At 72.0% G+C, this 19,727-nt stretch carries 21 protein-coding genes and 1 pseudogene; 4 read left to right on the top strand and 18 right to left on the bottom strand.

All coding sequences use genetic code 11. The features are described from left to right. The first annotated feature begins 105 nt into the window (after nt 1–105). Complete coding sequence (locus tag E6R62_RS03355; protein WP_136211187.1) at nt 106–831, top strand: Sir2 family NAD-dependent protein deacetylase; 726 nt, start codon at nt 106–108, stop codon at nt 829–831. A 63-nt stretch (nt 832–894) separates the two neighbouring features. On the opposite strand, the gene E6R62_RS03360 is transcribed toward E6R62_RS03355, so the two are convergent. The 15 genes and pseudogenes from E6R62_RS03360 to E6R62_RS03430 all read right to left on the bottom strand — a co-directional run bounded on the left by E6R62_RS03360 (nt 895) and on the right by E6R62_RS03430 (nt 12,032). After that, nucleotides 895–1,392 carry a VOC family protein gene (locus E6R62_RS03360; RefSeq protein WP_136211189.1) on the bottom strand — a complete coding sequence of 166 codons (498 nt, stop codon included), beginning with the start codon at nt 1,390–1,392 and terminating at the stop codon, nt 895–897. A 137-nt stretch (nt 1,393–1,529) separates the two neighbouring features. Continuing rightward, on the bottom strand, nt 1,530–5,090 hold the full coding sequence (locus E6R62_RS03365) for a bifunctional glycosyltransferase family 2 protein/CDP-glycerol:glycerophosphate glycerophosphotransferase (protein WP_136211191.1): 3,561 nt from the start codon (nt 5,088–5,090) through the stop codon (nt 1,530–1,532). A 175-nt stretch (nt 5,091–5,265) separates the two neighbouring features. After that, nucleotides 5,266–5,640, bottom strand: a complete 375-nt coding sequence (locus E6R62_RS03370; RefSeq protein WP_136211193.1) for a hypothetical protein — start codon at nt 5,638–5,640, stop codon at nt 5,266–5,268. Nucleotides 5,641–5,728: 88 nt separating this feature from the next. After that, the gene (locus E6R62_RS03375; RefSeq protein WP_240801452.1) at nt 5,729–6,178 is read right to left on the bottom strand and encodes a roadblock/LC7 domain-containing protein; all 450 of its coding nucleotides are present in this window, start codon (nt 6,176–6,178) and stop codon (nt 5,729–5,731) included. 71 nt (nt 6,179–6,249) lie between these two features. Continuing rightward, a complete protein-coding gene (locus E6R62_RS03380) occupies nt 6,250–7,047 on the bottom strand; it encodes a transcriptional regulator (RefSeq protein ID WP_136211195.1) in 798 nt (265 codons plus the stop codon). Further along, entirely contained in the window at nt 7,044–7,463 is a 420-nt protein-coding gene (locus E6R62_RS03385) for a hypothetical protein (RefSeq protein ID WP_136211197.1), read from the bottom strand. The genes E6R62_RS03380 and E6R62_RS03385 overlap by 4 nt, the downstream gene beginning before the upstream one ends. A 336-nt stretch (nt 7,464–7,799) precedes the next feature. Continuing rightward, a pseudogene (locus tag E6R62_RS03390) lies at nt 7,800–7,994 on the bottom strand (helix-turn-helix domain-containing protein); the annotation flags it as partial. A gap of 150 nt (nt 7,995–8,144) precedes the next feature. Continuing rightward, nucleotides 8,145–8,561 (bottom strand): gas vesicle protein K, encoded by a 417-nt coding sequence (locus tag E6R62_RS03395; RefSeq protein ID WP_136211201.1) that lies wholly within the window; start codon nt 8,559–8,561, stop codon nt 8,145–8,147. Further along, entirely contained in the window at nt 8,554–8,778 is a 225-nt protein-coding gene (locus tag E6R62_RS03400) for a gas vesicle protein (protein WP_136211203.1), read from the bottom strand. Before E6R62_RS03400 ends, E6R62_RS03395 begins: the two co-directional genes overlap by 8 nt. Then, complete coding sequence (locus E6R62_RS03405; protein WP_136211205.1) at nt 8,775–9,695, bottom strand: GvpL/GvpF family gas vesicle protein; 921 nt, start codon at nt 9,693–9,695, stop codon at nt 8,775–8,777. The genes E6R62_RS03400 and E6R62_RS03405 overlap by 4 nt, the downstream gene beginning before the upstream one ends. Continuing rightward, complete coding sequence (locus E6R62_RS03410; protein ID WP_240801453.1) at nt 9,695–10,114, bottom strand: gas vesicle protein; 420 nt, start codon at nt 10,112–10,114, stop codon at nt 9,695–9,697. Before E6R62_RS03410 ends, E6R62_RS03405 begins: the two co-directional genes overlap by 1 nt. Nucleotides 10,115–10,135: 21 nt before the next feature. Then, complete coding sequence (locus tag E6R62_RS03415; RefSeq protein ID WP_136211207.1) at nt 10,136–10,381, bottom strand: gas vesicle protein GvpG; 246 nt, start codon at nt 10,379–10,381, stop codon at nt 10,136–10,138. Nucleotides 10,382–10,441: 60 nt separating this feature from the next. Continuing rightward, nucleotides 10,442–11,161 carry a GvpL/GvpF family gas vesicle protein gene (locus tag E6R62_RS03420; RefSeq protein WP_136211209.1) on the bottom strand — a complete coding sequence of 240 codons (720 nt, stop codon included), beginning with the start codon at nt 11,159–11,161 and terminating at the stop codon, nt 10,442–10,444. Nucleotides 11,162–11,164: 3 nt separating this feature from the next. Further along, a complete protein-coding gene (gvpJ, locus tag E6R62_RS03425; RefSeq protein ID WP_136211211.1) occupies nt 11,165–11,623 on the bottom strand; it encodes a gas vesicle protein GvpJ in 459 nt (152 codons plus the stop codon). A 28-nt stretch (nt 11,624–11,651) separates the two neighbouring features. Beyond that, nucleotides 11,652–12,032 (bottom strand): gas vesicle protein, encoded by a 381-nt coding sequence (locus E6R62_RS03430; protein WP_136211213.1) that lies wholly within the window; start codon nt 12,030–12,032, stop codon nt 11,652–11,654. Between the two features lie 211 nt (nt 12,033–12,243). On the opposite strand from E6R62_RS03430, the gene E6R62_RS39340 reads away from it, so the two are divergent. Together E6R62_RS39340 and E6R62_RS03440 are read left to right on the top strand one after the other, a co-directional pair. Continuing rightward, the gene (locus tag E6R62_RS39340) at nt 12,244–13,203 is read left to right on the top strand and encodes a histone protein (RefSeq protein ID WP_168713948.1); all 960 of its coding nucleotides are present in this window, start codon (nt 12,244–12,246) and stop codon (nt 13,201–13,203) included. 3 nt (nt 13,204–13,206) lie between these two features. Next, nucleotides 13,207–14,346, top strand: a complete 1,140-nt coding sequence (locus E6R62_RS03440; protein WP_136211215.1) for an SRPBCC family protein — start codon at nt 13,207–13,209, stop codon at nt 14,344–14,346. A gap of 103 nt (nt 14,347–14,449) precedes the next feature. On the opposite strand, the gene E6R62_RS03445 is transcribed toward E6R62_RS03440, so the two are convergent. Further along, the gene (locus tag E6R62_RS03445; protein WP_136211217.1) at nt 14,450–14,623 is read right to left on the bottom strand and encodes a CsbD family protein; all 174 of its coding nucleotides are present in this window, start codon (nt 14,621–14,623) and stop codon (nt 14,450–14,452) included. A 255-nt stretch (nt 14,624–14,878) separates the two neighbouring features. On the opposite strand from E6R62_RS03445, the gene E6R62_RS03450 reads away from it, so the two are divergent. After that, nucleotides 14,879–16,051 carry a CdaR family transcriptional regulator gene (locus tag E6R62_RS03450; protein WP_168713949.1) on the top strand — a complete coding sequence of 391 codons (1,173 nt, stop codon included), beginning with the start codon at nt 14,879–14,881 and terminating at the stop codon, nt 16,049–16,051. 1 nt (nt 16,052) lies between these two features. On the opposite strand, the gene E6R62_RS03455 is transcribed toward E6R62_RS03450, so the two are convergent. After that, nucleotides 16,053–18,023, bottom strand: a complete 1,971-nt coding sequence (locus tag E6R62_RS03455) for an APC family permease (protein WP_136211221.1) — start codon at nt 18,021–18,023, stop codon at nt 16,053–16,055. Continuing rightward, nucleotides 18,024–19,562: a helix-turn-helix domain-containing protein gene (locus E6R62_RS03460; protein WP_136211223.1), complete on the bottom strand. Its 1,539-nt coding sequence runs from the start codon at nt 19,560–19,562 to the stop codon at nt 18,024–18,026. It lies immediately after the preceding gene. Between the last annotated feature and the right edge of the window lie 165 nt (nt 19,563–19,727).

Consider the following 19,727-nt stretch of genomic DNA (forward strand, 5'->3'; position numbering starts at 1 on the left):
GCCCCGCCCGGCCGGGGCGCGGGCGCGGGCGCGGGCGCGGGCGCGGGCGCGGGCGCGGGCGAAACACGGTCGCGGCCCTCGGGGCCGGCTGCGTAGGGTCGACCCATGGGGAAACCGCTCGTCGCAGTGTTCAGTGGGGCCGGGATGTCCACCGATTCCGGGATTCCGGATTATCGGGGGCCGCAGGGGTTGTGGCGGCGCGAGCCCGATGCCGAGAAGCTCGTCACCTACTCCTTCTACATGGCCGATCCGGAGATCCGGCGCCGCTCCTGGCTGATGCGGGCCGAGATCGGCGCGCTCGGGGCCCGGCCCAACGCCGCGCACCTCGCGGTGGCGGAGCTGGAGCGCGGCGGGACCCCGGTGCGGGTGATCACGCAGAACGTGGACGGTCTGCACCAGCTCGCCGGGGTGCCCGCGCGCAAGGTCTTCGAGCTGCACGGCTCGGCGCGGTCGGTGGTGTGCACCGCGTGCCACGCCCGGTCGGGGATGGACGAGGCGCTGGCCCGGGTCGCCGCCGGGGAGCCGGACCCGGCCTGCCTCGCCTGCGGCGGGATCCTCAAAGCGGCGACGGTGATGTTCGGCGAGCGGCTGGACCCCGTGGTGCTCGGGCAGGCCATGGCGGTGGCCAAGGCGTGTCAGGTGTTCGTCGCCGTCGGGTCGACGCTCCAGGTGCAGCCCGCCGCCTCGCTGGCCGGGATGGCCGCCGAGGCGGGGGCGCGTCTCGTCATCGTCAACGCCGAGGAGACGCCCTACGATCCGCTGGCGGACGAGGTGATCCGCGAGCCGATCGGGACGGCCCTGCCCGCGCTGCTGGCCCGGATCGGCGCCTGAGCGGGGACCGGTCCGCCGCCCGCCGCCCGCCCGGGCGGCTCCCGACCGGTCCCGGGGGCCCGGTCAGTCCGTGCCGTCGGCGGCGTCGGCGGCCCGGCGCATCCGCGCCACGTCCAGCTTCTTCATCGTCATCATGGCGGCGGTCGCGCGGGCGGCCCGTCCCGGGTCCGGGTCGGCGATCAGGTCGATGGCGCCCGGGGGGACCACCTGCCAGGACACCCCGAACTTGTCCTTGACCCAGCCACAGGCCGATTCCTCGCCGCCGTCCTTCGTCAGGGCGTCGTAGTAGTAGTCCGCCTCCGGCTCGTCGGCGCAGTGGATCTGGAAGGAGATGGCCTCGGTGAAGGGGAACTGCGGGCCGCCGTTGAGGCCGACGAACTTCTGCCCGTTGATCTCGAACTCGGCGATCAGCACCTCACCGACGGGGCCGGGCCCCGCCTCGTTGTAGTAGGCGGTGCGTCCGCGCTTGCCGTCCTTGAAGACGGACAGGTAGTAGTCGGCGGCGGCCTCCGCGTCGCCGTCGAACCACAGACACGTGGTGAAGCCGGTGCTGCTGCTCATCGCTGCCTCCAGAGTGCGTGCGCGGGACGGCCCCGAGGGCCGGATGCCGTCCTGCACATACAGACCGGTCCCCGGCCCACAATTCATCGGTGGGCCGGGGACCGGTCTGTGTCCCCTGTTCGTTTCACTCGTCCGCGCTACATGGCGAGCATCCGCTCGACGACGCGCTCGGCCGCGTGGCCGTCGTCCAGGTCGCAGAACTCGGCGCGGAACGCCGCTCGCGCCCCGGCGTGCTCGGCGGCGACCGCGTCCGCGTTCCGCACGGCCTCGATCAGGCTCGCGGAGTCGGCGATGAGCGGCCCGGGGGCCTTCTTCTCCAGGTCGAAGGTGAAGCCGCGCAGGGTGTCGCGGTAGTGCTCCAGGTCGTAGGTGAAGAGCAGGATCGGCCGGTCGGTCAGGGCGAAGTCGAAGATCGCGGACGAGTAGTCCGAGATCAGGACGTCGGCGACGAGCAGCAGGTCCGTGGTGTCGGGCCAGCGCGACACGTCGACCACGAAGCCGTCCCGGGAGCCCTCGCGGACCTGCTCGTTCACCTTGTGGTGGCCGCGGATCAGCAGGACGTGGTCCTCGCCGAGCGCGCTGCGGGCGGCGTCCAGGTCGATCTGCAGGTCCAGCTTGTAGCCGTTCGACCAGCCTTCGCGGTTCTCCCGCCAGGTCGGCAGGTAGAGGACGACCTTCTTGCCCTCGGGCAGGCCGAGCCGCCTGCGGACCTCGGCGACTCTCTGCTCGTCCGGGCGGACGAGGGCGTCGGTGCGCGGGCTGCCGGACTCGATGATCTCGCCGTCGTAGCCGAGGGCGCGCTTGAGGACCGAGGTGGCGTACGAGCTCGGGGAGGCGAGCAGCGACCACTGGGCGGCGTCGTGCCGCAGCGCGTCGAGCGCCTCGGGGCTCGTGTAGTAGTCGTGCAGGTAGTCGTGGCCGATCTGCTTCAACGGCGTTCCGTGCCAGGTCTGGACGACGGTCTGGCCCGGGCGGCGGCGGAAGTGGCTCGGCACGCTGTCGTTGACGACGTAGTACCGGGCCCGGGCCAGGACGTCCCAGGCCTCCAGGCTGTCGTACTGGACGGCGCGGGCGGTCGAGGGGACCTCGGCCCGACCGTCGCGGACCAGCCAGACGTGGTCCAGCTTCTCGCCGCGCCGCACCAGCTCCTCGTGGATGGCGCGCGGCGAGTCGCCGGCGCCGTTCCCCTGGAAGGTCTCGTACACGACCATGTCCTTGACGGGCAGGGCCGACTGGGCCGGGTACGTGATGTCGCGGGCCACGCGCTGGGCGTACCGCGAGCGGTCGTGCGGGCTGATCAGCGGGTCGCTGACGAGCACCAGCCGGTCGTACAGACGGGCCTCGACGCGCATGCGGCGGCCGTCGGTGGTGACGTGGTGCGGTCCGGAGAACAGGACCGGCGGCAGGAGCTGGAGCGGCGCGCCGCGGTCGACGCCGAGCAGGCTCGCGGTGGTGCCGCCCTGGCTCACCGGGCGCAGGGTGGGCCACCAGCGGCCGTGCGGGAGGGTGGTGCGCCCCGCGTACGCCTCGGGCAGGACCGGTTCGAAGGAGGCCTCGAAGCGGTCGCCGTCCCGGGTGACGGGGTAGCTGAACTCCGTGCCGTGGTGGTTGTGCAGGACCAGCTCGTACGACTCGTCGGCGGCGTCGCCGGGGGCGTGGAAGCTGCCCGCGAGGGTGAGCGTGCCGTTCTTGGACGTGACGGTGTCCACGAGGGGCGGCGAGGCCTGGACCGACAGGACGAGGTGGCCCGAGGTCCCGCGCTTGGCGAACACGGCGCGCTCGGTGGCGTCGTCGGGCACCGGGACGACGAGTCCGGTGAACCCGCCCCGCTCGTCGAGGACCAGGGGGTGCTCGGTGCCGTCGGCGCGGACGACGGCCAGGTTCCAGGCCTGGGGGCCCCACTCGCCGGGTCCGGGCAGTGGTACGTCCGCCAGCTCGGCCAGGCGCAGGACGGCGGTAAAGGGAACGCGGCCGTTGGCGGCGGCCTCGGCCGTGTCCAGCGGGACGGTCAGGGTGTTGTCGCTGCCGACGTGCGTCGCCCGCAGGGTGGCGCCCCGGCCGATCTCGGTGGACAGCTCGCCGGACACCTCGACGGCGCCGTCCGCGGCGGGGAGTACGTCCAGTGCCCGCGCGCGGACGACCTCGACCTTGATCGTCAGGGAGCCGGCGACGGTCGGGACGATCCGGACGTCGGGGGTCGCCCAGTAGGACGGCGGGTTGTGGCCGCTGTCGTGGTCGCCGCCCCGGAGGCGGGCGCGGTGCAGGCCGCCGGCGCCGGTGACGGCGATGGAGGTGGTCCACGTCCCGTCGTTCCACGTACCGCCGCTCTGGAAGACCGTGGGGTCGACGACGGCGGTGAATCCGGCCCAGTCCGCGTGCCTCAGCGCGAGGTGCGGCTCGTGGACGGTGGCCATCGGCGAGGCGACGGTACGGGCCGTGACGACGCTGCGGCGGCGCTTGCCCTGCTCGCGGAAGACCAACATCTTGCGGGAGCCCAGCCGGCTCTCGGCGCCCAGGTGACCGGGCAGCGCGTAGCCGCGCAGGAGCAGCTTGCCGTCGCTCCAGGCGGCCTGTTCCAGCCGGCTGACCACACGGCGCTCGCGCGGGCCGAGCGTGAGCAGCTTGGGGGGAACGGGGGCGGTGAGGAAGGGGTAGTCGGCCTGCGGGCGGGCGAGGCCCTTGACCGGCACGCTGTAGGAGTAGTCGCTCTGGTGCTTGTTGAGGGCGATGAACTCCTCGACCCGGCCCTCCCGGGCGAGGTACGCCTTGAGCCGGTCGGCGACGGTGAGGTCGGACCAGGGCCCGGGGCCGATCTCCCGGATGAGCCCGCCGACCTCCTTGACGAAGGCCGCCCGGAAGTCGGCGCCGCCCTCCCCGACGTACTTGTAGATGAGCGGCAGCTCTTCGCTGAGCACGTTGTGGTCGTACTCGCGCAGGTAGCGGGCGTACTTCTCACCCTGCTTGGCCTTGAGCGCGTCGCGGACCATACGGATGGAGGTGACACGGTCGATGACCGAGACCGGGTCGGTGGAGCGCTGGGTGATGGAGCGCTCGCCGGTCTCGCGCACCCGCCAGTGGTAGACGCAGTCGCTGATCACGTCGACGCTGGTGGCGAAGTAGTGGGCCGGGATGCTGACGGGCGCGTCCTCGTAGAGGATGCCTTCCGGGTACTGGAAGCCGTGCTCGTCCCAGAAGGTGCGCCGGTAGACCTTGTTCCATGCGGTGCGGTCGGTGACCAGCGGCGCGAACTTGGAGATGTGGGTCTTCAGCCGCGTCGTGGCGAAGGGGGCCCGGTGTCCCCAGGACTGCTGCATGCCGACGGAGCGGAAGCGCTTGACGTTGCCGCCGGCGAAGTCGGAGCCCGTCTCGTCGAGGGCGTCGATCAGCAGCTGGTAGGCGTTCGTCGGCATGGTGTCGTCACTGTCGACGAAGGCGAGGTACTCGCTTCCTTCGGATATGTGACGGGCGCCGGCGTTGCGGGCGGCGCCCAGTCCGGCGTTCTTCTGGCGGACCAGTCGGAACCTGCCGTCCCGCGCGGCGAAGGCCTCGCCTATCGCGGCGCTGGCGTCGGTGGACCCGTCGTCGACGAGGATGACCTCGAAGTCATCGAAGGTCTGGGCGGCGATGGACTCCAGGCACTCGTCGAGGTAGAGCTCGACGTTGTAGACCGGTACGACGATGCTCAGGCGCGGGGGCATGGGTGACAGGTTCTCCAGCTTTTTGCTTTGTTGATGATCAACCGATTAGAGCATCTTACTCGGTAACGGGATGATAAATTCCGCCCATCTCGGACATATCAGCCCTGGTCGCCGGGCGGACGGCAAAGAATTCAACCGCCCGCCACCGCGCCGTCGCGGCCCTCGCGGGCCCTCCTCAGATCTCCAGCTCGTTCTCGATCTTCTTGAGCTGGTGCCGCGCCATCGCGAGGTTGGCCCGTCCCCGGTCGAGTGCGAGGTAGAGGAAGAATCCGCCGCCGGCCCGGGCCCTCATCAGTCGGATGAGGTGGTACTGGCTGCCCAGGGTGATCAGGATGTCCTCGATCTCGTCGTTGAGGCCGAGCATCTCCATCGTCCGCACCTTGGCACGCACCACGTCGGTGTTGCCGGCCGCGGCGATCGCCAGGTCGAGGTCCTTGCCCCCGCCCACGGTGCCGAGCGCCATGCCGCTGCCGTAGTCGACCAGCGCGGCGCCGAGCGCTCCGTCGATCGTGGTGGTGGCTTCCTTGAGGGCTGTCTCCACATTGGCCATGAATGGTTCCTCTTTCTGCTTTCCCTGTGGGAGTGACTGGGTGGCTGTGCCGGGACGTCGATGCGGGGTGGTCGTACGCGTACGGAACTCAGGGCGAGGGCGCCTCGGTCGGCATGGGCGGGGTCAGCGGGCCTCCGCGCCGGCCCAGGGCGTACTCGACGAGTTCGGTGATGCGCAGGGTCGAGCGGCGGGCCTCCAGATGGAGCCGGCCCACGTTGACGCGCGGCTCGGCGATCAGGGTGAGGACGGCCGTCTCCCCCGCGGCGTAGGTGGCGACGTAGCCGTGCTCGCCGCGGACCAGCAGTTCCCGGAAGCCGCCCTGGCCGGTGCAGTCGCTGAGCCGCTGGGCCACGCCGAGGGCCGCCGCGGTCAGGGCGGCGACGGATTCCGCCTCGGCGGCGGCGCTGTCGTGGGCCAGCACGAGACCGTCCGTGCTCGCGGCGAGCGCGCCGGTGAGCTGCGGAACGCGGGCGCGCAGCCGTCGGAGCTCCGCGCGTATCTCGGCTTCGGTCTCGGCGGTCACCATGACCGTGTTCATGTCGGCCGGCCTCCTTTCGGGCTGCCTGCGCTCGGAGCGGTCGGCGCGCAGGACCGGTCGCAGCGGGAGCCTCACAGGCTTGCCTCCAGTGCGTCGCGTAACCGGCGGAGCAGCGCCACGTCCGGGGATTGGGTCTGGGTCATCCAGTCGGGCAGGGATGCCCCGGCGACCGGTGCCGGGGCGGGCTCGTGGGGGGTCTCGACCAGGCCGGCGGCCGCCAGCCTGCGGATGTCGAGCAACGTGTGGAAGGCGGGGCGGCCCAAGGCCCATGCCAGGTCGGCGGGGGTGCGTACGCCGTCGGCCTGCCGGAGCAGGAGGCGCTGGCGGGCGGTGATCGTCTGGCCGGGGGCGGCCGGGCGGGGCACGACGGGGGCGGTGTCCAGCCGGGGGTAGGGCCACACCGCGTCCAACAGTTCCCGGCGCCGGCAGGTCTCGCGTTCGACGGCGGCCGCGGGGACCGACCGCACCGAGCCGATCCAGTGGGTGGCCCCGCGCCGGAACCGGGAGGGACCGCTGCCCGGCGAGAGGGCGAAGAAGGCGGCGTCGAAGATGGCGGCGAGGTGGCAGATCTCCAGTTCCCCGCCCGCCAGACCACCGCTGTCGACGAGGAACCGCGCGACCTGGCGGCGGGCACCGGCCTGGTTGACGGCCTCGTTCCAGCGTTCGGGGGCGAGGCCGCCGCCGGTGGTGAGGAGGACGCCGAGACCGGGCGTCGAGGGGCTCTCGGCGTGGACGACCCGGCCGTGCTCCAGGAACAGGGTGCCCCGATCGCGCAGCAGGGCGCCGGTGGCGCGCTCGGCCGCTAGGCGGGTGAGCAGGGGGGAGACGGCGGTCCCCGCGGTCGGGGCTGTCGACGGCGCGGCGGTCATCTGAGCACCAACCCCTCGGCGAGGGCGCGGAGCCTGTGTCGGGCGAGGGCCAGATTGCCGTCGGCGCGGTCGAGCCAGAGGTGGAGGAAGACGCTGCTGTCGAAGCTGGTCTCGACGAAGCGCAGGACGTGGTAGCCGGTGCGGGTGGTGACGATCAGATCCTCCACGGGCGGCCCGGCGGCGCCCGGCCCCGGTCCCGCCTGGGCCCCGGCCGCCGGTTCCGCCGGGGCGAAGGACTCGTACTCGGCGGCCGCGCGGGCCAGTTCGGCCGTCTCGGCGGCGGTGGTCTCGTGGTCGCCGACCGGCGAGTCCCCCGCGGTGCCGAGGGCCAGTCCGCTGCTCCAGTCCACCAGCGCGGCGCCCCGCGCACCGGGCAGGGCCATGGCTTCGAGCAGACATTCGTCGATCCCGGGCACGCGGGCTCCCCTCCCGGCTGGACGTGCTGGGTGCACGGTCGTTCGGCGCGACAGGAGGGAACTTACTCAACTTCCACAGAGCGAAAAGGCGTTCTGGCATTTTCCGCTGGAACATGCACGGTCGCACGTGCCGGCTTGGCTGGATCGTGCCTGCTTTTGATCAAACACAGCCTGAACGGACACCAGCCTGAACGGGCAGCTGATCGAACACGGTCCGTCGAACACGGCTCGGTCAACACCACCCGATCGAGACGCTCTTGTCGAGCCGGTCACGCCGAGTCGGTCGCGTCAGGAAGCGAGCGGCAAGTGGTCCGCGAGCCGGAACGCCCCGCCCTCGCGCCGGACATACCCCTCGTGGCTGAGGGTGCGCAGCAGGTGGTAGACGGTCGGCAGCGGGATGCCGGTGATCCGCGAGAGCCGCTTGGCCGTCGCACCGCCCTCCGCGTGCATCGCCTCCACGAGGCGCAGCGCCCGCTGCACGGAACCGATCAGGGTGGGTGCGCTGTCCTTGTGGATGTGGTCGGTGCCCATACTGGGTCCCCCTGCTCGCTTACGAGGCCGGCAAACCCATCAAAGTGCCTCACCGGCCGCAAAACCAGCCGACCCGCGTAAACCTGAGCATAAGATCAACCGCCGCCCGGCGCCGGGCCGGAACAGGTCACCGGCGTCCCCGGCCTCGGTTCAGGTCCGGGGCGGAAGGAGCGGGCCGAGCGGGCCGAGGTCGAGGTTGAGGTCTTCGAGGGCGTAGCCGTGCTCGGCGCACAGGTCGGAGAGGCGGTCGTGGAGGGCGAGGAGCGTGGCCCCCAGCTCCTCCTCCTGCTCGTCCGTGAGGTCTCCCGCGTCCACACGCCGCAACGCCTGGCGTTCGATGAGCTGCCGCAGGAGTTCCACCAGGGTGAGCACGAGCTTGAGGAGGTCCTCCCCGACGCTGTCCCGGTCGGTGTACATGCGGTGGGCGGCCGTCGGGGGACCGTCGTGGGGCGTGGGGGGTGCCTGGAGGAGCCGGAACGCGTGCGACATCGTGTCACCCACCTCTTGGAGGTCGGGGTCGGGTGACCGGGAGGGGTCCGGGCGCCGGGCGGGACGTTCCTCACCCATCGCGGTAGCCCTCCCGCGCCCGCGTGGGAGGAGGCGTCGTCTCCGAGCCGACGGACACGATCAGGGCGCGTAGCGAGATGCGGACGAGGTCGATGTCGGCGATGGACAGGACGATGTCCCCGGTGATGACCACCCCGCCGCTGAGCAGCCGGTCGAGGAGGTCGACCAACGCCACCTGCCGCCCGGGCAGGGCTTCGTCGTGCGGCGCGAGGCTCATGGGCCGTGCTCCCCGCCCTCGGCGTGCTCGGGCTCGTCCTGGCCCTCGTCCTGGCCCTCGTCCTGGCCGTCGTCAGCGGGGGGCGGGTCCCGTCGCTCGACCGGCGGCATGGCGAAGGAGTAGGGCGCCCAGGGTCCGGTCACTTCGACGCGGACACCGCCGAAGGTGCTCACGGCGTCCTCGACGGCGGCTTTGAACTGCCCCGCACACGCGTCGGGTACGAGGTAGGCGTCGTTCAGGACGTTCTGCGCCGACCCGGCCAGCTCACCGCTCTGCGTCGGGTGACGAACGCGCTGCGACGCGTAGTCGAAGGCCACGGCTTCGACCAGGGCGGCGGCCGTCCGGGCCTGCCCGTACATGACCTCCACCGCGTTGTGCTGCGCCCTGCGGCGCCGCAGGTAGGCCTTGCCCGGGCTGGTGGCGCCACCGGCCCCCGCGCCGGCGTCGGCCTCGCCACCGGCCGGGTCCGGGGTGGGGGCGAGGTAGAGCTTCACTCCGAACTCGGTGTGGCCGCCGAGCCGCTCCAGCCGTTCGGCGAACGTCCGGTACTGCTCGGACAGGGCTTGGCGGGCGCGCTCGTCGTCCTCGTAGACGGTGGCCATCCGCAGGGGCAGGACGGTGGTGTGGACGGACAGTGCCTGTACGACGTCGTGGTGCGCGCGGGCGACGCCCTCAAGCCACTCCAGGTCCTCGAAATGGTTCTTCAACGCGCTTTCGTCGAAATCGCCTCGTGGGACGTGGCCGGCGGCGAACACCAGGGGCGCCGGTGGGTCGCCGGGGCCGGCGGGTGGCGGCGCCGTGAGGAAGAGGACGGGTGAGCCGTAGATGCCCCGCAGGCCGGCCGCCGTGTCTTCGAGGTGTTCCGTGACGGGCGCCACGGCGTAGACGTAGGTCAGGGTCTCCTCGGCCGTGTCCATCACCGCCGCCCCCGTGTGGTGGGGCCGCCCTCGTCGCTTCCGGGTTCCTCGCCGGTGGTGCGGGGTGGGGTGCGACGACCGTCGGGCCGTTCACTGCGCAGGGTTTCGATTTCGGCCCGCAGGCGGCGGTTCTCCTGCTCCAGTGGGCTGCCGGTGTGCCGGGAGGAGAGGGAGGGATCGTGTTCCCACCAGTCGATGCCCATCTCCTTGGCCTTGTCCACGGAGGCCACCAGAATCCTGAGCTTGATGGTCAGCAGCTCGATGTCCAGCAGGTTGATGCGGATGTCGCCGGCGATGACGATGCCCTTGTCGAGCACTCTCTCCAGGATGTCGGCGAGGCTGGACGTGCTCTGCCCGTACGGCATGGGGGCGGCCCGCGACGGAACGGAGCCGAGTCGGCCGGGTAGTGGCTCAGACACGATGGCGGCCTCGCTTCCCCATCACGGTCGTGCCCGGAATTCCGCGATCTCGTCGAGCCTGTCGAGCAGTTCGTCCTCCCGGCGGTCGAAGGCGTCCTGGTCGATCTCGCCGCTCAGCAGGCGCCGCTCCAGGTCGGCGAGCTCCCGCCACACCGGGGCCGGGTCGTAGTACTCCTCCTCCGCCTCGTCCAAGACGCGCTGAGCGGCCCAGACGACGGCGCGCACCGGCGCGGTGGGAAGGGTGAACAGGTAGGTCAGCAGTCCCATGTCTCGCAGCCTCCCTCCGGAGGTTTCCTCGGGGCCGCCCGGTGGGCCCGCGAAGCCGGATCAGCCCACGAAGCTGTAGGGCGGCAGGGGCCCGTTGAGGCGGAGTTCCACGCCCTCTTCGAGGTCTTTGACGAGGCGGGCGTGGGCCGCCAGGAAGTCGTCCTCGTCCTCGCCGTCGACAAGCACCGACAGGTTGAGGAAGTCGGGACTCGCCGGTGGGCGCGTGACGTGTTCACGGGCGTAGGGAAGCAGTTCCCCGGCAAGCGACGCGGCCAGCGCCTCATCGCGTCCCCGCACCTCCCCTGCGACCAGTTCGCCGAGGGCGAGGGGCAGCTGTGGGTCGCTTTCGCCCGCGCGCATCCGCTCGTTCAGCGCCCTCGCTTCGGGCGAGTCGTGCAGGATTCGGCGCAGCAGGGCGTCCTCGTCCTGCCGGGTCGCCCTCACGTGGTATTCGGCGCGGCCTTCGAGTCGCCCGAGAGCGGCCAGGTACGCGGCGGCGTTCTCCTCAAGGACCTGTCTGACGGCCCGGTCGTCCGGGGCGAGGTAACCGAATTGCAGGGGCAGGATCACCGCGTCGGCCATGAGCCGCTCCTGTACCTCCTGGTGGGTCTGCAGGTCCCTGCGTTTGGGTCTGATGTCCTCGGAGACCTCGCTCACCACGGCGGACAGGGGCCCGACGGTCACGGTGCGCACGGGTGTGGGGCGGGAGCCGACGCCGGTGAGCCCGTCGAGGCGGTGGGGGTGGCCCTCGCCGGTGATCGCGTACACGTAGAGCGTCATCGGTCACTCCTTCTCCCGGCGCACAGGCCGCCGGGCGGGACGCCGCCGCCTGGGCGCGGCCTCTTCTTCCTCGCCTTCCTCGTCCGGTTCCTCCGCCCTGCCGGAACGGCCGCCGAGGGAGTCGGTGACCGCCTCGACGGCCCCGCTCAGCGCACCCTTCGACTTGCCGCGGGCGCCGCCTTCCATCATGGTCCCCACGACCTCGGGCAGCTGGGCGGGCGCCTTGCGGCCCGCTTCGAGGTCGAGCCGGTTGCAGGCCTCGGCGAAGCGCAGGTACGTGTCGACGCTGGCCACCACGATCCGTATGTCGATTTTGATGAGCTCGATGCCCACCAGCGAGACGCGGATGAAGACATCGATGACCAGGCCGCGGTCGAGGATGAGTTCCAGGACGTCGTAGAGGTTGCCCGAGCCGCTTCCGCCCCTGCTCATGCTGCCACCGCTCTGCGGCACCATGGTCATGGCGCCTCCTTTCCCGGGCGGCCTGCCTTCAGGTCGGCCGGTCGATCATGCCTCGGGTGTAACGGCGGGTCCGTTCGTAGGAGACCAGTCGGCCTTCGCTGTCGAGGGCGACCGCGTAGCTGGCCATCACGCTGGTCGTGTCGGGTACGCGCTCCAGTTCCAGCACCTCGACCTGTGCCTGCCAGCCGTCTTCCGTCGGTTTGAGCGAGGAGACGGAGTCCGGTGTCCTGCCGATGAGTTGGGCCAGTTGCCCGGCTGCCGATCGCATCGCCGTCGCCGCGTCCGGAACCCCGGGCCGACGTCCCGCGGGAGGGCGGCGGCGCGGAGGCGGTCGTTCCCGCTCCTCCTCGCCGTCCTCGACGGGGCGGGGCCGGACTCGACGCGGACGTGCCGGTTCTGCGGCGGCCATGGGTCACTCCGGTGGGGGAACCGTGCTTGCCGAAACTACAATGTCATCATATAGGCACAGATCACCCTATTTGGGGTAGAGGTGGCACGGAGGCCGTCCGCGCGAGTGGTCCACCGGCCGGCATTGCGCGCGGAGCCGCGCCTCCGCGGTCCGGACCGCTTCCCGAGCGGCGTGACAACCGCCGAGCGCCCCGGTGAAGGGACAGCAGCTCATGGAGGACACGACCAAAATCGCCCTCGCGGCCGCCGTGGCCGGGGGCTACGTACTGGGACGCACAAAAAAGGGCCGCCTCGCCTTCACGGCGGCGACCTATCTCGCCGGCCGGCGCTTCGGCCTCGAACCGGGCCAGCTCATGACCCAGGGCCTGACGAAGCTCAAGGAGATGCCGCAGTTCGCCGAGCTCGGCGACCAGCTGCGGGGGGAGGCCCTGGAAGCGGGCAAGAAGGCCCTGGGAGCCGCGGCCAACCGCAAGCTCGCCGACCTTGCCGAATCGCTGCAACAGCGCACCCTCGAACTCGGCAACGCGGAGGAGGGCGAGGAGGAAGAGGAGCCTTACGAGGACGAGTACGAGGACGAGGAGGAGGGCTACACGGAACCGGAAGCGGAGGACGAGGAGGAAGAAGGGGAAGAGGAAGGCGAGGAGGAGGAACAGGACGCGGAGGAGCCCGAGGAGGCCGAGGACGAGGCCGAGGACGAGGAGGACTACGAGCCCGAGGAGGAGGAGGAGGAGGAGGAAGAAGAGCCCGAGCCGGCACCCCCGCCCCGCAGGCGTGGCCGCCCTCCGACAGGGTCCCGCGCCGCCGCCTCTGAGGCCCCTGCGCGGAAGGCATCCGGACGTGGCTCGCAGTCGGCGGCCCCGGCGAGGAAGACCGGCGCAAAGAAGAGCCCGGGACGTCCCCCGGCCGCCAAGAAGAGCGCTCCGTCCAAGACCGCCGCCAAGAAGACGGCCAAGAAGACGGCCAAGAGCGCGCCGGCCAAGTCGGCACCGGCCAAGAAGAGCGCGGCCCGTACGCCCGCCCGCAAGGCCACGGCCAAGAAGGCCGCGGCGCCCGCACCGGCCCGCAAGACTGCCGCGAAGAAGACGGCAGCGCGCACACCGGCCCGCAAGACGGCCGCGAAGAAGACCGCGGCCAAGAAGTCGGCAGGGCGCAAGCCGTCCACGCGGAGGTAGGTCATGGCACAGTCAGACCGCGCCGGCGCGCAGGAATCGAAATCAGGGCTCGATCAGCTTCTGGAGGCGCTGCCCTCGTTCCTGGGCGCGCAGGCCCAGCAGCTGGCGGACAAGGCGTCCGACAAGCTGGGGGACGTGACCGACCAGCTCCAGGACGTGGCCGACGGCAGCGGAAAGCTGTCCGACGTCGCCGGCATCGGGGGACGCATGCTTCAGGGTGACTCGCCCCTGAAGGCCATGGCGGGGCAGGGTCTGGGCAACCTCAAGGACAAGGTGACCGGGGCCGCCTCCCAGCTCTTCGGCGGCAAGGGCAAGAAGGGCCGCAAGGGCGGCGGCAAGGTCATCAACATCGTCGAGTTCCTCGACGTCGGCCTGCCCCTGCGCACCGTGTACGACCACTGGACGCAGTACGAGAACTTCAGCAGCTTCGCCAAGGGAGTGCGCGACGTCTCCCGCAACGACGACACCACCAGCGACTGGAAGGTGAAGGTCGGCCCCTCCACCCGTTCCTACAAGGCGACCGTCCAGGAACAGGTGCCCGACGAGCGGATCGTGTGGACCTCCGAAGGCGCCAAGGGAACCACCCGCGGCTGTGTCAGCTTCCACGAACTCGCGCCGTCACTGACCCGGATCGTCGCGGTGGTCGAGTACTACCCCTCCGGACTCTTCGAGAAGACCGGCAACATCTGGCGCGCCCAAGGCCGCCGCCTGCGGTTGGACCTCAAGCACTTCCTGCGTCACGTCTCGCTCACCACGGACGAGCCGGAGGGTTGGCGCGGCGAGATCCGCGACGGCGAGGTGGTCCGCACCCACGAAGAGGCTCTGGAAGAAGAGGAACAGGAAGGCGAGGAGGAGGGCGAAGAAGGCGAGGAAGGCGACGAGGAGGACGGATACGAGGAGAGCGGGGAGGACGACGAACCGGAGGAGGAGGACGAGGAAGGCGAAGAGGAGGAGGACGACGGCGAGGCCGCCGACGAGTACGAGGACGGACAAGAGGACCAAGAGGACTACGAGTACGAGGACGAGGAACCCGAGGAAGGGGAGGACGAGCAGGCCGAGCCGGACGACGAGGAAGCCGAGGACGAGGAACCCGAGGACGAGGACGAGCCGGTGCGCCCTCCGCGCCGGCGTGCGCGTCGGTAGCCCGGCGGCATGACGGAAGGGCCGGCCGAGGCCGGCCCTTCCGGGTGGCCCGGGGCGGGCCCGGGCGATGCCCGCGTCAGTGCTTCGAGGTGCTTCCAGGCCGTCAGTGCTTCAAGGTGTCCTTGGCCTTCTGGGCGGTCTGCTTCGCGTCGCCCGCCATCTGCTCGCGAGCACCCTTGGCCTCCAGGCTCTCGTTCCCGACGACCCGACCGGTGGCCTCCTTCATCTTGCCCTTGCTCTTCTTCCCCACGTTCTTGACCTTCTTGCCTGCCGCCATCCTCGTCACCTTCCATGCCACTGTGCTGCGCGGTCTTGAGGGAGCACTTCGGCCTCGACCGGGGCCGGGCCCGTAGAGGAATTATCCGCCCAAAAGGTAAATTGCACATCCTTTACATCGGGACGCATGCCGTCGGCCGCGGGGTGGGGCCGCCCCGAACCCGCACGCTGTCACGCCGTCGGCCGGGCACTTCGACGAGCGCGGGCGGCTCCCGGGCCTCCCCAGCGCCCCCTCGCCCGTGTCACGCTGCCCGTCATGGAGCGGATCATCGAGGAGATACGCGAGGACCTGGGCCGCCGGATCGCCGTGGCGGCCGAGCGGCTCACCGATCGCACGCCGGCCGACGATCCCGCGTACGCCGCGCCGCTCGCGCGGGCGGAGCTGCGCGAGCGGCACCACCGTGTGCTGGAGCGGACCGTCACGTCCTTGGTACGGGTGTCCCGGGGGCTGCCGCCGGACCCGGACGAGGTCCGCGCGGCCGGGGCCGAGGGGGCGCTCGCGGCGGAGCGGGGCCTTCCGCTGGACTCCCTGTTGCGCGGGTACCGGCAGGCCGGGCGGTTGCTGTGGCAGGTGCTGACCGAAGCGGTGACCGCGCACGACCGGGCTTCGCTGCCGCGACTCCTGTCGGGGGCGACCGCGCTGTGGGAGGCGGTGGACCGGATGTCGGACGCCGCCTCCGAGGCGTACCGGCGGGTGGACGCCGCGCGCGGCGACCGCGACCGGGAGCGCGGGGCCGCCCTGCTCGACGCTTTGCTCGACGGTACGGGGACCGCCTCCGGGGCCGCGGACGCCGCCGCCCGCCTGGGGCTCCCGGAGCGGGGCCGGTTCGCCGTGATCGCGTTCGGGCCCGGTGGAGCTCCGGCCGGCCCGGCGCCGGTCCCGGCCGACGGCCCGCGCGTGTGGTGGCGGGTGCGGGCCGACGGCGAGCGCGGCCTGCTGGAGCTGGGCCACCATCCGCTGGAGTCCGTACGGGACCTGCTCGCGCCGCCCGGAGCGCGGGCCGGGGTCAGCCCGGTGGTGGGGTCCCCCGGCGAACTGGCCGGCGCCCGCAGGCTGGCGGAGCTGGCCCTGAGTACCGTCCCGCCCGCCGGCGCGGCTCCCGGCGCCGCCCTGCTGGACGAGCGGCTTCCGGCGGCGTTGGTCGCCGGGGACACCGAACTCGCGGGGCGCCTGCGCCATGTGGTGCTGGGCCCCGTGCTGGCGCTGCCGCCGGAGGACCGCCGGGTACTGCTGGCGACCCTGGGGACCTGGCTGGCCTGCCGGGGGTCCACCACGTACGCCGCGCAGCGCCTGTACTGCCACCGCAACACCGTCTCGAACCGGCTGCGCCGGCTGGAGCGGCTCACCGGTCGGTCGCTCTCCGATCCGGCGCAGGTGGTGGAACTGGCGCTCGCGCACGCGGCGGTGCTCCAACACGCCGCCGGCTGAGCTACCGCCCCGGCCGGGCCCCGTCGGTCTGCCCCGGGCCCGCCCCGTCGGTCCGTTCCGGGGTGGCCGACTCCAGCAGGTAGGGCACGTCGATCACCGCGACGCCCGGGGTGAACAGCAGCCTCGCCTTGAGCCGCAGCGCGTTCTGGTTGTGCAGGGGCTGCTCCCACCAGTGGCCCACCACGTACTCCGGGATGACGACCGACAGCACGTCCGCGCCCTCGGAGGCCGCCAACTCCTGGATGTGGGACATCACGGGGCCCACCACCTCACGGTAGGGCGAGTGCAGCACCTTCAGGCCGATCCCGGGGGCGTGGTCCGCCCAGGCCTCCCGCAGCCGTCTCATGTCGTCCTCGTCCGCGGCCACGGAGACCGCCGTCAGGGTGTCGGGACGCAGGGCCTGGGCGTAGCCGAGCGCCTTCAGGGTCGGGGCGTGCACGGAGGAGACCAGCACCAGGACGTGATGCCGGGCGGGCATGCGGGGGTGGGCCCCGGCCGGGACGGCGACTTGTGCCGTGATGGCGTCGTAGTGCCGGCGGACCCCCTTCATGCCGAGGAACAACACGGGCATGGCGATGCAGACGAGCCAGGCGCCGTGGGTGAACTTGGTGACGAGGACGATGACCAGGACCAGTGCGGTCAGGGTGGCGCCGATCGCGTTGATGGCGAGCCGGCGGTGGATGTGGACGCGTTCCCCGCGCGCGGTGGCCGACGAGGCCAGCTCGCGCCTCCAGTGCCGGACCATGCCGGCCTGGGAGAGGGTGAAGGAGACGAAGACGCCGATGATGTAGAGCTGGATGAGCCGGGTCAGTTGTGCGTCGAAGGCGACGATCAGGGCGATCGCGGCGACGGCGAGCAGCATGATGCCGTTGGAGTAGACGAGCCGGTCACCCCGGTTGGACAGCTGGCGCGGCGCGTACCGGTCCCGGGCGAGGATGGAGGCGAGCATCGGGAACCCGTTGAACGCCGTGTTGGCGGCGAGGACGAGTACGCCGGCGGTGACCGCTTGGAGCAGGTAGAAGAGCGCGTGCCAGCCCCCGAAGGTGGCCCGGCCGATCTGGGCGAGGGCGGTGGACATCGGTGTTCCCGGGGGCAGGCCGAGCTCGGTGGGATCGGCGGCGACGTGCACCTCGTAGAGCATGGCGAGGACGGTGATGCCCATGAACATGGTCACCGCCAGGGCTCCCATCGCGGCCAGCGTGTTGGCGGCGTTGCGGCTCTTGGGTTCGCGGAAGGCGGGCACGCCGTTGCTGATGGCCTCGACGCCGGTCAGTGCCGTACAGCCGGAGGCGAAGGCACGCATCGCGAGGAACACCAGGGCGAGCCCGGTGTAGGTACCGTCGGCCGTGATCGGGAGGTGGGCGGACTCGGCCCGGATGGTGTCGCCGGTCCCCAACCGGAACGCGGCCACCGCGAACATGAGGTAGATGACGAGGACGAAGCCGTACGTCGGGACGGCGAAGACCCGTCCGGACTCCCGTACGCCGCGCAGGTTCATCACGGTGAGCAGCACCACGAAGGCGACGGAGAGGGCGACTTGGTGGTCGGCGAGCGAGGGGATGGCCGAGGTGATGGCTGCGACGCCGGAGACGACGGAGACGGCCACGGTCAGCACGTAGTCGACCAGCAGCGCACTGGCCGCGGTCAGCGCCGCGGTCTGGCCGAGGTTCTCCGAGCTGACGACGTACGCGCCTCCGCCGCCGGGGTAGGCGTGGCAGGTCTGGCGGTAGGAGGCGACGACCACGACCAGCAGGAAGACGATGGCGGCGGCCGCGTACCACGCGAGGTGGAGGAGGGCGACACCGCCGAGGGCGAGGGTCAGCAGGATCTCCTCGGTGGCGTAGGCCACCGAGGAGAGCGGGTCGCTGCAGAAGATCGGCAGGGCGAGCCGCTTCGGGAGCAGAGTCTCGCCCAGCCGCGCGGTGTCGAGGGGTTCACCGACCAGCACGCGTTTCGCATTGATACGCCTCATTCACGCATGATCATCCATATTCCGCGCATTCCTTCTCCCATCGGCGCTGTGTCCCCGATCGGACCCGCGGTCCAGTTCCTCCGCCCGGTGGGCCAGCCACAGGTCGTAGCGGGCGCTCGGCGACCGCAGCAGCGAGCGTTCCATCAGCTCCTCGACCCGGGTCAGGCGTTTGCGGGCGCCGGGCAGCGAGAGGCCGAGGGCCTCGGCCGCCGGGGCCAGCCGCGCGTCGTGCCGCAGCCAGGTACGGACGGTCTCCCACGCGCCAGCCGGGGCGCCGGGCCCGGTCAGCGGCCCCAGATGGGCGCGGGACCAGGTCACCAGGTCCGGGTGGCGCAGGACGCCGTCCAGATCGGTGGGGCCCTCGGCGGCGGGGAGGCCCGGCCGGCGGCCGCCGGCCGGGATCAGGCGCAGGGCCAGCGAGAGGGCCGACTGATCGGCCAGGCGGGCGAGGTCCAGACCGAGCACGGACTCCACGAGCCTGATCCGGGTGGCCAGGGTGTTCCGGTGGATCTTCAGTAGCCGGGTGGCGTACGAGGCGAAGTCGAGCCAGGCGTGGGCGGTGGCCCGCAGTTCCTGCGGGCCGGGGTCCTGGGGGCGCCGGGGCGCGTAGCCGTGCAGGGGCGCGAGCAGGGCCTCGGCCCAGCCGGCGGCCGCGTCGTGGGCGGCCAGTTCCAGCTCGGGGCCGGGGCCGAAGCGGGCGTGCCGGGCGGCACGGCCGCGGGCGACGGCCAAGGCGTGGAAGGCCTGCCCGTAGGCGGTGGGCAGCTGCCGCAGGTGGGCCTGCGCGCTCACCCCGACCACACAGTCCCGCGCCAGTTCCACCAGCGCCCCGGCCAAGTGGTCGCTCCCGCCCTGATCGGCGGCGAGGTCCGCGGGGACCAGCACGATGAGGTGCCGTACGTACACGGGACAGTGGACGGTCCAGGCCCGGCCGCCGGTGAGCCGCTCGCACACGGCGGCCGCGGCGGGCCGCTCGCCGGACCGACACTCGACGACGTAGATCCGCACCGGCTCGGGCAGGACGGGACTCAAGGTGGCCGCGACCTGGCGGGCGGTGGAGATCCGGCCGTTCATCAGGAGGTGCAGCACGGCCTCACGGGCCCGCGACTCGGCGAGCCGTGCCCGCTCTTCGCGCACCCGGGCCTCCTCGGCTGCCAGGACCAGGGCCAGCGGGACGGCGGCGTCCGCGAGCAGTGCGGGTGCGCCGGGGTGATGGGGCAGGTCCAGCACGGCGGCCAACGCGCGCCGCTCGTCCAGCGCGAACAGCAGGGCGGCCGAGCCGTCGTCGTGCAGCACGGCGGAACCGGCGCTCCGGGCGGCCATCTCGGCGGCGGCCCGGACGGCGACGTGCGGCGTCCCGGATTCCCGCGGGCCGTCTCCTCCCGCGACGTCCACCACCCCGGCCCAGCCGCCCAGTCGGGTGGTCAGCCATCGCAACAGCGCGGCCGAGCCGCCGACATGGGCGAGCCGGTGCAGCGCGCGGATGTCGGCGGACCGGGACGGGCCGAGGGGGTCCGGCGTGGCGGGATCTGACGACATGGGGGTTCCCTTCGGCGCGGTCGTCGCGCCGCCGCATTCAACCAGGCACCGCACACTGTGCGCTGTGATACCCGTCTCGCCCGCTCACTGTGCGGGGCGCATCCTGCGGTCCCGCCGCGCGGCGCCTACGTTGTTCCGGAGCGGACGGGCTCCGGCGCCGACGGG

Source organism: Streptomyces sp. A1136, from assembly GCF_004795055.1.
Lineage (GTDB): Bacteria > Actinomycetota > Actinomycetes > Streptomycetales > Streptomycetaceae > Streptomyces.